Below are 12,623 nucleotides of genomic sequence, written 5' to 3'. Positions count from 1 at the left end.
TGGCGTGTCTTTTGCAAAACGCCGGCTTTGTGAGGGCTCAGGTCGTGAGGCCGAGCCGGGCGGCTATGTCGGGGCGTGTGGCCAGCAGTTCCTGTCGCGCGGTTTCGAGCTTGGCGCGGTGGTAGGCGAGGCTCTGGTCGTGAAGCAGGGCGAGATGGGGGTGGTCAGCCTTCAGAGCGGCGATCGCGGATTTCAGCGCCGGAAGGTGGCGCGTGATGGTGGTGTCTTCGACGTCGTTGGCGTTGAAGGTTTCGAAATAGCGGAAATTGATCCGCTCGTCGTCGTCGCTATTGGCCGTGCCGCGGTAGCGCTTGATCAGGAAAGCCTCGGACGATTTGACCATGTAGTGGTTCATGGTGACCAGATCGGCGCCGTAGCTGTTCTCGAATGACCGCCAGCCCTGGCTGAGGAAGCGTTCGGGCATCTCGTCGCCCGAGCCGTTGACCCAGGTCAGTGGAACGCGGCCCTCCTGGAAGCGGGGCGAGAGGCGGGGGCGATGGATGCCGAGCTTGCGCACCGGGTGGGGTCGGAACAGGGTCTTGAAGGCGGTGTATCGCTGAACGCTGTGCATGCCGGGCGGCGCCGAGCGGGTGAACTGGGCGATGACGGGTTCATCCCTGAAGGGCACAATGCCGGCATTGCCGAAAACGCGCCAAGTGGCCGAGATGATATCGACCCGCTTGCCGGCGCGAGCCTCGGCGGCGTCGATCAGGGCGTCGATGGTGCCATCGCCCGTGTGGATGTTGAGGAACTCGTCGGCATCGGCCACCAGCACCCAGTCGGAGGCCTTGATCGTCTCGTCGGACCAGAATCTGTCATAGGCGCGGTTCTGGGGATCGGCCGGTTCGCCGTCGTGCTGGCCGCTGTTCTCGATATGGGTGATTTCGCCCACTGTATCGAGGTAATCGAGCATCTGGCGCGTGCCATCCTGGCAGTCGTTCGAGGCGACGACGATGCGGTCAAAGCCGATCAGCTTGTAGTAACAGATCCATTCCAGCAGGTAGGGCCCTTCGTCCTTGACCGTTCCGAGCAGTGTTCTCGGCTGGCGATCTGTCATGCGGCGGCTCCTTCCTGCGGGCGCGCGGGGCCCTGTCTTTTACAAGTAGCAGAGCGGGCCCGCGGCGCAATGCGGCAATGGTCGCGCCCGTGATGTGGATTTGAGGAAACTTGGCGTGACGATGCGTCAGGCCAAGCTTGATGCGATTCGGGGCATGGGGTAGATGTTGCAGCAACAAAAAAGATAACCCGAGGCAACGGAATGGCAGAACTTCCCCCGGTGGGCGCGCTGTGGATTGGTGGGTCACTGACGTGGCTCGAGCAGCTGTGCCTGAAGTCTTTCGTCGATCAGGGGCATCCGACGATCCTTTATACATATGGCGAGGTTGACGGCATTCCCGAGGGCGTCGAGGTGCGCGACGGGCGCGAGGTGGTGGAGACGGATGATTTCCACACCCATGCCCGCACCGGCAGCGTGGCGCTGTTTTCCGATCTCTTCCGGTTCCACATGATCGCGAAAGACCCCGACATCATCTATATCGACACGGATGTCTATTCGGTGCAGCCGCTTCTCGGCAACGAAAGCCATGTCTTCGGCTACGAATTCTGGTCGGAGGAAAAGCAGAAGGGCCAGATCAATGGCGCGATCCTTCGGCTGCCGCAGGATTCGCCGGCTTTGCAGGGGTTGCTGGCGTTCACAAAGGACGAATACCCGATTCCCGAATGGCTTCCGCCGCGCTTCCTGAACGAGATAAAGGCGCGGGCCGAGGCCGGTGACCCGATGCACGTGTCGGAAATGCCGTGGGGGGTATGGGGGCCGCTGGGCGTGACCGCGTTTCTGCAGCAGACGGGCGAGGACAAGCATGCCCGGCCGACGGAGTATTACTACCCGGTGCATTTCGCCAACCGCCGGGCCTTTGCCAAGCGGCCCATGGCGGTGAAGCGGAAGCTGACCGAGAACACCCGTTGCATTCATATCTGGGCGCCGATCAAGCGGTTCTGCGCGCGCAAGCATGACGGCGTGCCACCCGAGGGCAGCTATCTTGCGAAGCTGCTCGAACAGCACGGTATCGATGCCGGCGCCGCGCCGGTGGTCGATCAGAAGGACAGGTCTGTGGTCGAGTAGATGACCGGCTTGCCGCGTGCGCCGCTTGCGGTGTTCCACCAATCTGACCGGGTTAAGGCGACGAGCCTTGCGGGGCGCGAGCCGCGCCTCGTGGTGTCGTTCACGGGGGTCGGCAAGCCGGGTGCGCGGTATCAGGCCGAGGAATTCGTGAGAAGCAGCCGGCAGAACGGGCGCAATCACGTGCTGTTCGTCTCGGACACGTTGCGAAGCTGGTACAACGAGCCGGGTCTTTTCGAGGAAATTCTAGACGTGGTGGGCCGGTACCGGCAGGACCACGGGATCACCGAGACCGTGACCTTCGGCAATTCGATGGGCGGGTATGGCGCGATCGTGTTTGCCGGGCGCCTGGGGGCCAAGAGTTGCCTTGCGATTTCGCCGCAGTATTCGGTGGATCCGGCCGTGGTGCCGGAAGAGGAGCGATGGAAGATCTACCGTGAGCGGATCGTCACCTTCACGCGGCCGGCATTGGCGGACACGCTGGAACCGGACTGCACCTATTTCGTGCTGCATGGCGGCGGCAAGGTCGAGCGGCCGCACTGGTCGCGCTTCCCGGTTTGCCCGAACCTGCATCATTATATTATCGGTAAGGTCGGGCATGGCGTTGGCAAGCGGCTGAAATCGGCGGGGCTGATCAATCGGGTGACGGAATGCGCCATCGGGGTGCGGCCCGTGGCGCTGCGCCGGGCGCTGGGCGGAGAGCTGGAGTTTCGGCGGCGGTCGAGCCGAGAACTGGTTTAGCGTCACGGACTCTTCACGGGCTGAAGGGGAAAAACGGTAGATGCCGGGCGCGCGGGCGGCCACACTCGGGCCGGCCTGGTTGGCCGAATCAACCGCCGGGTGGCCCGCGGGCGCCACGCAAGACGGATTGGCCGATGACGAGAGATCAGAAGGTTGTTGCAGTCGGAGCGGCGAGCGGCGTTCTCACAATGCTGGGGGCCCTTGTCGCGCTGTCGCTCTTGCTGACGGGGCTGCCGCCCGAGGCGTTGCCGGGAGAGCGGCTTGCCTATGCTGCGGGATGGATCGCGATTGCGGCGTTGCCGTTGTTTCTAATGCTTCTCTTCGTGGGAAACGCGCGCTTTACCAGCGACGCGATCGATCCGACCCGGGGAAAGGAAACCGATGCGATCAAGATCAACGGACGCTTCGCCGAGAATACCCTTCAGCAATACGTGCTTTTCCTGGTCGCCTCGCTGGCGGTGGCGGCCTGTGCGACCGGTGAGAGGGTGAGCGTCGTCGCGGCGGCGGCGATCATCTTCGTGGTGATGCGGTTCGCGTTCTGGATCGGGTATCGCATCCATCCGCTCTATCGCGCCTTCGGCATGGCGGGGACGTCCTACCTTAACGTGGTCCTGTTCGGTTACGCCATCTGGCTGTCGATGGCCTAGGCGGCGACGGCCACGCGCTGGCTCTCGAGAACCTTTTTCATCATCAGCCGGCCGTAGCGCGGATTGCCATGATAATGGTCGTCGCCGCCCTTGGCGAAGCGGGGGCGCAGGAAGCCCTCGTCATCCGCCGCCTCATCGGGCGGCAGGATCAGGTCGATGCCACGCTCGGCAAGCCAGGCCGCGAAGAGGGCGCGGGCCCTGACGTCGATCGCCTTGATGATCTCGGGGCGGACGCCGGTTTCCGCGATGATCGGGTGGGTGCGCACGGGCCAGGGCGCAGAGATCACGAAGGGGCGGACACCGGTGTGCAGAAGCTGGTCGAAGAACGCGCGGATGTGGCGCTGATCGGCGGCGACCATCTGGGCGAACGCGGCTTCGGGCACGGGCTGCATGCCCGGCAGGCCAAGCCATGCCGGGGCGGCGCGCAGCCAGGCGTCGGTGCGCATGAGGCGATAGTTGTGGGTGCCTAGGCAGATGCCCCAGCGGTCGGCGGGGCCGAAGCTGGAGAAGCCGAAATTCTTCTGCAGCTTGGTGCGGAAACGGTCATTCGTCAGGGTGACGCGGCCATTCTCTATGGTGCTGAAGGCTTCGGCCTCGTTATCAGCGGTGCCGAGCGGGAAGACGATGACCTCTTCGGCCACGCTGTCTTCGAGGGTTTGCATACCGGCGCGCAGGGCGCGGACGTGGGAGTTGCCGCAGATATGAAGGGTCATGTCTTGAAGAACTCCAGGATTTCCTCGTCGCAGGCCGGGTCGGAGGTGGGGACGGACGGCGTGTCTGGCTGGTCCGTCATCGGGGCGCCCGTGTCGCCGTGGGCGGCGAAGAAGATGTCCATCACGCGGGATACACCCTCGGCCGCGACGTTGCGCATGTTGGGGCGATAGAAGATGCCGCGCATGGGGTGCGAGGCGACAAGTTCGTAGGACGGGAAGTAATCGACGTAATCATGCGCCATTGCCAGCTCGCCACAGACCGCGCGGAGGACCGACTTGGAATAGGTCGTGGCCGCCAGGACATGCTGATCGGTGGCGGTGGCCGTCAGGGGCACGGGCGAGACGGTGAAAAGGAACCGCATGTCCGGGTTGTGCTTGCGGGCAAGGGCAATGAAGGCCTCGGCATCCTGCAGCACCTCGGCAAAGCGGAAGTTGCGGAAGACATAAGTGTCGGGATCGAAGGTGCCGGCATGGGTGCCGGGGCAGGAGGGCAGCACGGCGCCGTCGCGCTTGTTTACCCAGGCTTCGGTGAGGCCGAAGGTGAAGACGAACAGGTCGGTCTGTGCCAGCAACGTCTGGACCTGGTCGAGATGGTACTCGCGGTCGGCTTCCATTTCGGCCACGGAGGAAAAGCCGCCGGGCTGGATGGTGGGGCGGAATGGGTCGAAGGCGCGGCCGTCTTTCATCCAGACATGATCGGCCGGGTCCATCGTGCCCTCGGCGCGTGCGAAGAGCTGGAGCAGCTGGCGGATCGAGTAGACGTTGCCGTAGCGGGCGGAATATTGGCCATAGCCGAACTCCTCGGCGGTTTCCGCATCGAGGAAGGGCGGGGCCGGTTCGACATCGGTGAAGCGGAAGTTGCGGGCCTTGAACTGTCGCGCGATATGCTGGGCGAAGCAGCTTCCGGCGGCGGAAATGCGGGTGTCGCGGGTGATCTGGAAGCGGGGCGCGTAGAGCCCGTCCATCTCGATCGGCGAGACGTCGGACACGGCCGAACGCCAGAAGGCGCGGCTGGGCTGCTTCACGTATGGATTCGCGCAGGCGCCCGAACTGGAGACGTCGCGGGACGACGGAGATGATACGGGAAATGACTTCATGGCAGCACTCACAAACCTTGTACCTGCGCCCCCACGCAGGGCCCGGCCTGACGACCGGAACCACGTTTTTTCTGTGGTCTGATTATGGCAGAAAGAAGGCGGCTTGTGGTGGGAATATGTCGGCGGGTGGCGAATTGTGGTCAATGTAGGCGACAATGGCTGCCAGATGGTCATGGCGTTGCCGATTCCGGGACAAAGCGGCGTGAGCCTGAAGCGCGGGGGCACTGGCCTTCGAATCGTGAAACGAGGACGGGGCGACAGTGCCGCCCCGTCGGGGAAACCGTCACGGTGACGGGCTTACATGTCCGGCATGATCACCTTGTCGATGACGTGGATCACGCCGTTCGACGCCTTGATGTCGGGTTGCACGACGTTGGCGTCGTTCACCATGACACCACCCTCGGTCATGATGGTGACTTCGCTGCCTTCGACGGTGGCCGCGGTCATGCCGTCGGACAGGTCGCCCGACATCACCTTGCCCGGCACCACGTGGTAGGTGAGGATCGCCGTCAGCTGATCCTTGTTCTCGGGCAGGAGCAGGTCTTCGACCGTGCCCTCGGGCAGGGCGGCGAACGCTTCGTCGGTCGGTGCGAAGACGGTGAAGGGGCCTTCGCCCTTGAGCGTTTCGACGAGGCCGGCCGCTTCGACCGCTGCGACGAGTGTTTCGAAGCCGTCGGCGTTGACCGCCGTATCGACCACATCCATCGAGTGATTGTCGGCGAGCGCCGGTGCGGCGGCCGAGAGAACGGTGGCGGCAGTCAGGGCGAGGTAGGTTCTGCGAAGCATGTGAGTTTCCTCCGGTTTCAAGTGTGAGTGTAGGAATGCCCTTGAAGCATTCACGGCGGTCTACGGGGGAACGGCGCCCTTGGTTCACCGGGGAAATTCGCCGATCCGGCTGGACAGCGGGCGCGCGGCGGCTAAGCCCGCGCCTTTTGCGCCATCAAGTCAAAGTTTTGTTATTCAAGGTCATCAGGGTGTGAGCGCCGGGGCCGGGAAATTGTTTCATCCGCGCGTCGCGGATGTGACAATTCGTGGCTTGCGGCGCGGGCCGCGGCGCAGAATTCTGTGCGGGACAACCAGAGGCCGGAACCGGCCGGGAACGGAGGGCGACGATGGACTTGGACATGGGCTTTGCGCTGCGCGCGATCGAGATCATGGCGATCGCGTTCATTGCGTTACTGGGGCTGCTGGCGCTGGCCGGGCTGATCCTGTTCTTGATCGACCGGTCGCAGCGGGGCGATGCGATCCGGCGGAACTATCCGGTGATCGGGCGGTTCCGGCACCTGTTCTCGGAGCTGGGGGAATTCTTCCGGCAGTATTTCTTCGCGATGGACCGCGAGGAACTGCCGTTCAACCGGGCGCAGCGCGACTGGGTCGGGCGAGCCTCGAAAGGGGCGGGCAACACGGTGGCCTTCGGCTCGACCCGGAACATCAGCGTGCCGGGCACGCCGATCTTTGCCAACTCAGCCTTTCCGCCGCTGAATGACATGTATGCCAAGACCGCGCCGCTGGAGATCGGCCCGCATGCGCGGATGCCCTTTGCGGCGCCGTCGATCTTCAACATCTCGGGGATGAGTTACGGGGCGATCTCAAAGCCGGCGGTGCGGGCGCTGAGCAAGGGGGCGAAGAAGGCCGGTGTCTGGATGAACACCGGCGAGGGCGGGTTGAGCCCGTTCCATCTCGAGGGCGGGTGCGACATCGTCTTCCAGATCGGGACCGCCAAGTACGGCGTGCGCAACGAAACCGGCGGGCTGAGCGACGAGAAGCTGAAGGAGATCGCTGCGCACGAAACGGTGCGGATGTTCGAGGTGAAGCTGAGTCAGGGCGCGAAGCCCGGCAAGGGCGGTATCCTGCCCGGCGCGAAGGTGACGCCCGAGATCGCGACGATCCGGGGTATTCCGGTTGGCCAGGACAGTATCTCGCCCAACCGGCACCCGGAGGCGGGAAACTACGATGAGCTGCTCGACATGATCGGACATATCCGCGAGCTGACGGGCAAGCCTGTCGGGATCAAGACGGCGGTGGGGTCGGTCGACGGGATGGAGCCGCTCTTCGAGGCGATCGACGCGCGCGGGGCCGAGCATGCGCCCGATTTCATCACCATCGACGGGGGAGAGGGCGGTACCGGGGCCGCGCCGATGCCGCTGATCGATCTGGTCGGCATGCCGGTGCGCGAGGCGCTGCCCCGGGTGGTGGATATGCGCGACCGGCACGGGCTGAGAGATCGGATCAGGATCATCGCCAGTGGTAAGCTGGTGAACCCGGGCGACGTGGCCTGGGCCATTTGTGCCGGGGCGGATTTCGTGACCTCGGCGCGGGGGTTCATGTTCTCGCTGGGCTGCATCCAGGCGCTGAAGTGCAACCGCAACACCTGCCCCACGGGGATCACCACGCATAACCCGCGCTTTCAAAAGGGGCTGGTGGTCGAGGACAAGATCGACAAGGTCGCCCATTACGCCCAGGCGGTGATCAAGGAGGTCGAGACCATCGCCCATTCGGTCGGCGTGGCCGAGCCTCGGCAGATGCGGCGGCGGCATGTGCGGATCGTTCAGGCGGACGGGACGAGCGTGCCGTTCAACCGGATCCTGCCCAGTTACAACCCTCCCGAGGCGGCAGAGTAAAGGGCCGGAGCGGCCGGGCTTTGCCGGTGCCTACCTCTTATACCGCGCACGCGCGCGCGTGCGCGCGCGAGGGAGAGAGGGGAGATGATCGATTGTTACGCTGGGGCAACATCATTGTGAGGCATGTTGTTTTGCCGAGGGGGCCGTGCCCTTCTACATCTGTGACGCAGAACGACAGCAACACCGGAGACCGACCGCATGGCCTATCGCTGGAAGAACACCCTGACCGACAACGACGTGACGCCTGAGCACCTGTTCCTGAACCGGCGACAGGTGATCGGGGCGGCCGCTGCGGGGCTGGCGTTGACCGGCCTCGGCGCACAGGCCCGGGCCGAGACGCTGGAGCCCAACGAGTGGGACGACATCACCAGTTACAATAACTTCTACGAGTTCGGCACCGGCAAGGGCGACCCGGCGAAGTATGCCCATATGCTGACGACCGACCCGTGGAGCGTGACAATCGACGGTATGGTCGACCGCCCGGGTGAGTATGCCTTCGAAGACATCATGAAGAAGATGACGGTCGAGGAACGGATCTATCGGTTCCGTTGTGTCGAGCGGTGGGCGATGGTTGTGCCGTGGAACGGGTTCGAGCTGGCCGATCTGCTGGAGATGGCGGGCGTGCAGTCTTCCGCGAAGTTCGTGGCCTTTGAGACCGCGCTGCGCCCCGACGAAATGCCGGGGGTCAGCCGGCCGGTGATCGAGTGGCCCTATGTCGAGGGGCTGCGGCTGGACGAGGCGATGCATCCGCTGACGATGATCGCGACGGGGATCTACGGGCGGGACATTCCGAACCAGAACGGCGCGCCGCTTCGGTTGGTGGTGCCGTGGAAGTATGGCTACAAGTCGATCAAGTCGATCGTGCGGATCACGCTGACCGACACGCAGCCGCCAACGGCATGGAACAAGTACAGTGCGAACGAATACGGCTTCTATAGCAACGTGAACCCGCAGGTGGATCACCCGCGCTGGAGCCAGGAATACGAAACGCTGATCGGGCAGGGGCTTTTCGCCAAGAAGACGCCGACCCGGATGTTCAACGGCTACGAGGAAGAGGTGGCCGGCCTTTACGAAGGCATGGACCTCGTGAAGTTCCACTGATGGCCTTTGTCGATCGTTTCAATTCGGCCGTGCGCCGCGCGCCGGCCTGGCCGGTCTACGCGGTCAGTGCGGCCTATGCGGGTTGGGTGTTCTTTCAGGGCGCGACCGGCGCGCTGGGGCCGAACCCGGTCGAGGCGATCGAGCACGCTTATGGTGAGGCGGCGCTTTACCTTCTCATAGCCGGGCTGGCAGTGACGCCGCTGCGCCGGTTCGCCAAGCTGAATCTGCTGAAATTCCGCCGCGCGATTGGGGTGGCGTGCTTCTTCTTCGTGGCAGCGCATCTGCTGACCTGGGCGATTCTGGATGTTCAGGCGCTTGACCGGGTCTGGGCCGACATCGTGAAGCGGCCCTATATCACGGTCGGCATGGCTGGGTTCACTCTGTTGCTTCCGCTGGCGGTGACCTCGAACAACCTGTCGGTTCGCAAGCTGGGGCCGAAATGGCGGCAGCTGCACAAGCTGGCCTATCCGGCGGCGGTGCTGGGGGCGGTGCATTACGTGATGCTGGTGAAGGGGTGGCAGATGAAGCCGCTGGTGATGCTGGCCATCATCCTGGTGCTTCTGGCGCTCCGACTGCCCGGGATCGGGAAACCACGCCGGTCGCGTGCGGAAACCCGGATTCGGAGCCGCGCCTGAGCGATTCAGAAATCGATTCCGCCGTTTGACCCCGTCAGGCGACTCGCGGGGCACGGATTCGAGGCCGATTCAGAGATTCTTTCCAAAAATTCGGCGACTCGCGAAGATTTCGGCGATTCATTTGGGGCTGAATCGGGGAAACTCACGAGTCGCCCCCCTGACTCGGGCCCGATTCAGGGCGATTCACAGGGTGAGTCTGGCTGTTTCGGGGCGGATTCCCTGTGGATAACCCGGATTACCTCCGATTTGCGCGCTGAAGGACGGGAAAAATCTTGCGCCAAAGCCAGGGTGCGCGAAATTTTCGGAATAGAACCCTTTGTTTTTATTGGAAAATCCAGTTTTTTGAAAAAAACATGACGTTTCCGGAAAAAAGGGCTTGCGAGTATGAGCATCAAACCGTAAATACCCCCTCACCGGCGGCGCTGAGGCGCACAACGGAACGCCAGACGGGCCACACGGCAACGAGGCGGAAACGACAAAACGAGAGATCGATGAGGCGGGGCGCGCCAAGGAAGTTAGGGCGCATCCAGTCGATTTTGTCTCTCACGCTCTTTGAAATCGATGGTATCTGAAGAGATATGCGGGCGGTTTGGTCCTAGACGACGGAACACTCTTGCATATCAACTACCTAGGGCTTCGGCCCGATGATGGATAGTCAGCTTCACTGTTTGTTCGGCATCGTCCGCAAGGACCATGCACAACAGACAGAGACGGGTCTCACCCAGCCGGGTGAGACACGATGTGCAAGGGTCGAACGTCAGGGATAGGCTGGTAACAGCCTTTCAACTTGAGAGTTTGATTCTGGCTCAGAACGAACGCTGGCGGCAGGCTTAACACATGCAAGTCGAACGAGATCTTCGGATCTAGTGGCGGACGGGTGAGTAACGCGTGGGAACATGCCCTTCACTACGGAATAGTCCCGGGAAACTGGGTTTAATACCGTATACGCCCTTCGGGGGAAAGAATTTCGGTGAAGGATTGGCCCGCGTTAGATTAGGTAGTTGGTGGGGTAATGGCCTACCAAGCCTACGATCTATAGCTGGTTTTAGAGGATGATCAGCCACACTGGGACTGAGACACGGCCCAGACTCCTACGGGAGGCAGCAGTGGGGAATCTTAGACAATGGGCGAAAGCCTGATCTAGCCATGCCGCGTGAGTGACGAAGGCCTTAGGGTCGTAAAGCTCTTTCGCCAGGGATGATAATGACAGTACCTGGTAAAGAAACCCCGGCTAACTCCGTGCCAGCAGCCGCGGTAATACGGAGGGGGTTAGCGTTGTTCGGAATTACTGGGCGTAAAGCGCGCGTAGGCGGATTGGAAAGTTGGGGGTGAAATCCCAGGGCTCAACCCTGGAACTGCCTCCAAAACTACTAGTCTAGAGTTCGAGAGAGGTGAGTGGAACTCCGAGTGTAGAGGTGAAATTCGTAGATATTCGGAAGAACACCAGTGGCGAAGGCGGCTCACTGGCTCGATACTGACGCTGAGGTGCGAAAGTGTGGGGAGCAAACAGGATTAGATACCCTGGTAGTCCACACCGTAAACGATGAATGCCAGTCGTCGGATAGCATGCTATTCGGTGACACACCTAACGGATTAAGCATTCCGCCTGGGGAGTACGGCCGCAAGGTTAAAACTCAAAGAAATTGACGGGGGCCCGCACAAGCGGTGGAGCATGTGGTTTAATTCGAAGCAACGCGCAGAACCTTACCAACCCTTGACATCCTGATCGCGGTTACGAGAGATCGTTTCCTTCAGTTCGGCTGGATCAGTGACAGGTGCTGCATGGCTGTCGTCAGCTCGTGTCGTGAGATGTTCGGTTAAGTCCGGCAACGAGCGCAACCCACATCCCTAGTTGCCAGCAGTTCGGCTGGGCACTCTATGGAAACTGCCCGTGATAAGCGGGAGGAAGGTGTGGATGACGTCAAGTCCTCATGGCCCTTACGGGTTGGGCTACACACGTGCTACAATGGTGGTGACAGTGGGTTAATCCCCAAAAGCCATCTCAGTTCGGATTGTCGTCTGCAACTCGACGGCATGAAGTCGGAATCGCTAGTAATCGCGTAACAGCATGACGCGGTGAATACGTTCCCGGGCCTTGTACACACCGCCCGTCACACCATGGGAGTTGGGTTTACCCGAAGACGGTGCGCCAACCTTTATAGGGGGCAGCTGGCCACGGTAAGCTCAGCGACTGGGGTGAAGTCGTAACAAGGTAGCCGTAGGGGAACCTGCGGCTGGATCACCTCCTTTCTAAGGATGATCCTAGTTGATTGGCTTGCCAATCACGTGGATCACTTAGCAAGATCGGCCAGTCAGGCCGGTCACAAAAATACGGTCCAGGCCGTCCTCATATCTCTTCAGTACGTAAGACGGGTTACCGCCCGTTATCTGGGTCGGTAGCTCAGGTGGTTAGAGCGCACGCCTGATAAGCGTGAGGTCGGAGGTTCAAGTCCTCCTCGACCCACCATTCCCCAATGACGGGGCACAGATGGGGCCTTAGCTCAGCTGGGAGAGCGCCTGATTTGCATTCAGGAGGTCAGGAGTTCGATCCTCCTAGGCTCCACCAATCCTCGATTTGACCGTTAAGCACTGAAACGCAGTGCTTAACCGTCCAATCGGACGACTTTTGACATCGTTTAGAGAGATACAATATCAACACTGTTTGATACCTGTAAGTAAGCAGGTATCTCAGTTCGGTGCTGATCCCTTCGGGGTGATGCGAGCGTATGACGCGGTCTTCCAAACCGCCCATTCGTATGCTGAGCTGAAACGAACAGAGTTGTCCAAGTCAAGTACACTAACCTAAGTTCATAATCCGCAAGGATGTGAACTATGTCTGAACACGATCAAGATCATGTTCAGGCGGGAAAGTATGACTTTTGGTCCGGAAGAATGGCGCGTCAGCTTGCCGGTTGCGTGCCTTTGCAGGCTAGTCTTGCTTTTTCTGGA

10 protein-coding genes, 2 tRNA genes and 1 rRNA gene are annotated in these 12,623 nt (G+C 61.7%); 9 read left to right on the top strand and 4 right to left on the bottom strand.

Translation table 11 applies throughout. The features are described from left to right. Positions 1-37 precede the first annotated feature (37 nt). Positions 38-1,057, bottom strand: coding sequence for a glycosyltransferase family 2 protein (locus RIdsm_RS22315; protein WP_057820377.1), 1,020 nt, complete (start codon positions 1,055-1,057; stop codon positions 38-40). A gap of 201 nt (positions 1,058-1,258) precedes the next feature. Here RIdsm_RS22315 and RIdsm_RS22310 point away from each other — a divergent pair, with 201 nt between their 5' ends. The 3 genes from RIdsm_RS22310 to RIdsm_RS22300 all read left to right on the top strand — a co-directional run bounded on the left by RIdsm_RS22310 (position 1,259) and on the right by RIdsm_RS22300 (position 3,507). Continuing rightward, positions 1,259-2,122 carry a hypothetical protein gene (locus RIdsm_RS22310; protein WP_057820375.1) on the top strand — a complete coding sequence of 288 codons (864 nt, stop codon included), beginning with the start codon at positions 1,259-1,261 and terminating at the stop codon, positions 2,120-2,122. Beyond that, positions 2,123-2,860, top strand: a complete 738-nt coding sequence (locus RIdsm_RS22305; RefSeq protein WP_057820373.1) for a hypothetical protein — start codon at positions 2,123-2,125, stop codon at positions 2,858-2,860. A gap of 134 nt (positions 2,861-2,994) precedes the next feature. After that, entirely contained in the window at positions 2,995-3,507 is a 513-nt protein-coding gene (locus RIdsm_RS22300) for an MAPEG family protein (protein ID WP_160325894.1), read from the top strand. Here RIdsm_RS22300 and RIdsm_RS22295 read toward each other — a convergent pair. From RIdsm_RS22295 to RIdsm_RS22285, 3 genes are all read right to left on the bottom strand, one after another. After that, the gene (locus tag RIdsm_RS22295; RefSeq protein ID WP_057820369.1) at positions 3,504-4,220 is read right to left on the bottom strand and encodes a hypothetical protein; all 717 of its coding nucleotides are present in this window, start codon (positions 4,218-4,220) and stop codon (positions 3,504-3,506) included. The two genes, RIdsm_RS22300 and RIdsm_RS22295, sit on opposite strands and share 4 nt — an antisense overlap. Then, entirely contained in the window at positions 4,217-5,245 is a 1,029-nt protein-coding gene (locus RIdsm_RS22290) for a GSCFA domain-containing protein (RefSeq protein WP_074940661.1), read from the bottom strand. The genes RIdsm_RS22295 and RIdsm_RS22290 overlap by 4 nt, the downstream gene beginning before the upstream one ends. Positions 5,246-5,614: 369 nt before the next feature. Next, positions 5,615-6,103: a fasciclin domain-containing protein gene (locus RIdsm_RS22285; protein WP_057820367.1), complete on the bottom strand. Its 489-nt coding sequence runs from the start codon at positions 6,101-6,103 to the stop codon at positions 5,615-5,617. 338 nt (positions 6,104-6,441) lie between these two features. Between RIdsm_RS22285 and RIdsm_RS22280 the strand changes: the two genes are divergently transcribed. The 6 genes from RIdsm_RS22280 to RIdsm_RS22255 all read left to right on the top strand — a co-directional run bounded on the left by RIdsm_RS22280 (position 6,442) and on the right by RIdsm_RS22255 (position 12,240). Further along, positions 6,442-7,938 (top strand): FMN-binding glutamate synthase family protein, encoded by a 1,497-nt coding sequence (locus RIdsm_RS22280; RefSeq protein WP_057820523.1) that lies wholly within the window; start codon positions 6,442-6,444, stop codon positions 7,936-7,938. 198 nt (positions 7,939-8,136) lie between these two features. Further along, positions 8,137-9,039 (top strand): protein-methionine-sulfoxide reductase catalytic subunit MsrP, encoded by a 903-nt coding sequence (msrP, locus tag RIdsm_RS22275; RefSeq protein WP_057820365.1) that lies wholly within the window; start codon positions 8,137-8,139, stop codon positions 9,037-9,039. Beyond that, positions 9,039-9,674: a protein-methionine-sulfoxide reductase heme-binding subunit MsrQ gene (gene msrQ, locus RIdsm_RS22270; protein ID WP_057820363.1), complete on the top strand. Its 636-nt coding sequence runs from the start codon at positions 9,039-9,041 to the stop codon at positions 9,672-9,674. Before msrP ends, msrQ begins: the two co-directional genes overlap by 1 nt. 783 nt (positions 9,675-10,457) lie before the next feature. Further along, a 16S ribosomal RNA gene (locus tag RIdsm_RS22265) occupies positions 10,458-11,924 on the top strand. Positions 11,925-12,064: 140 nt separating this feature from the next. Then, positions 12,065-12,141: transfer RNA gene (locus RIdsm_RS22260), tRNA-Ile, on the top strand. 23 nt (positions 12,142-12,164) lie between these two features. After that, positions 12,165-12,240: transfer RNA gene (locus RIdsm_RS22255), tRNA-Ala, on the top strand. The last annotated feature ends 383 nt before the right edge of the window (positions 12,241-12,623 follow it).

It is taken from the genome of Roseovarius indicus (assembly GCF_008728195.1).
GTDB lineage: Bacteria > Pseudomonadota > Alphaproteobacteria > Rhodobacterales > Rhodobacteraceae > Roseovarius > Roseovarius indicus.
The sequence above is the reverse complement of the archived record's forward strand: the minus strand, read 5'-3'. Positions and strand labels throughout refer to the sequence as shown.

Coding starts and splice junctions, on each gene's coding strand:
- RIdsm_RS22280 (WP_057820523.1), top strand. CDS start 6,442: ATGGGCTTTGCGCTGCGCGCGATCGAGATCATGGCGATCGCGTTCATT.
- RIdsm_RS22295 (WP_057820369.1), bottom strand. CDS start 4,220: ATGACCCTTCATATCTGCGGCAACTCCCACGTCCGCGCCCTGCGCGCC.
- RIdsm_RS22315 (WP_057820377.1), bottom strand. CDS start 1,057: ATGACAGATCGCCAGCCGAGAACACTGCTCGGAACGGTCAAGGACGAA.
- RIdsm_RS22305 (WP_057820373.1), top strand. CDS start 2,123: ATGACCGGCTTGCCGCGTGCGCCGCTTGCGGTGTTCCACCAATCTGAC.
- msrP (WP_057820365.1), top strand. CDS start 8,137: ATGGCCTATCGCTGGAAGAACACCCTGACCGACAACGACGTGACGCCT.
- RIdsm_RS22310 (WP_057820375.1), top strand. CDS start 1,259: ATGGCAGAACTTCCCCCGGTGGGCGCGCTGTGGATTGGTGGGTCACTG.
- RIdsm_RS22285 (WP_057820367.1), bottom strand. CDS start 6,103: ATGCTTCGCAGAACCTACCTCGCCCTGACTGCCGCCACCGTTCTCTCG.
- msrQ (WP_057820363.1), top strand. CDS start 9,039: ATGGCCTTTGTCGATCGTTTCAATTCGGCCGTGCGCCGCGCGCCGGCC.
- RIdsm_RS22300 (WP_160325894.1), top strand. CDS start 2,995: ATGACGAGAGATCAGAAGGTTGTTGCAGTCGGAGCGGCGAGCGGCGTT.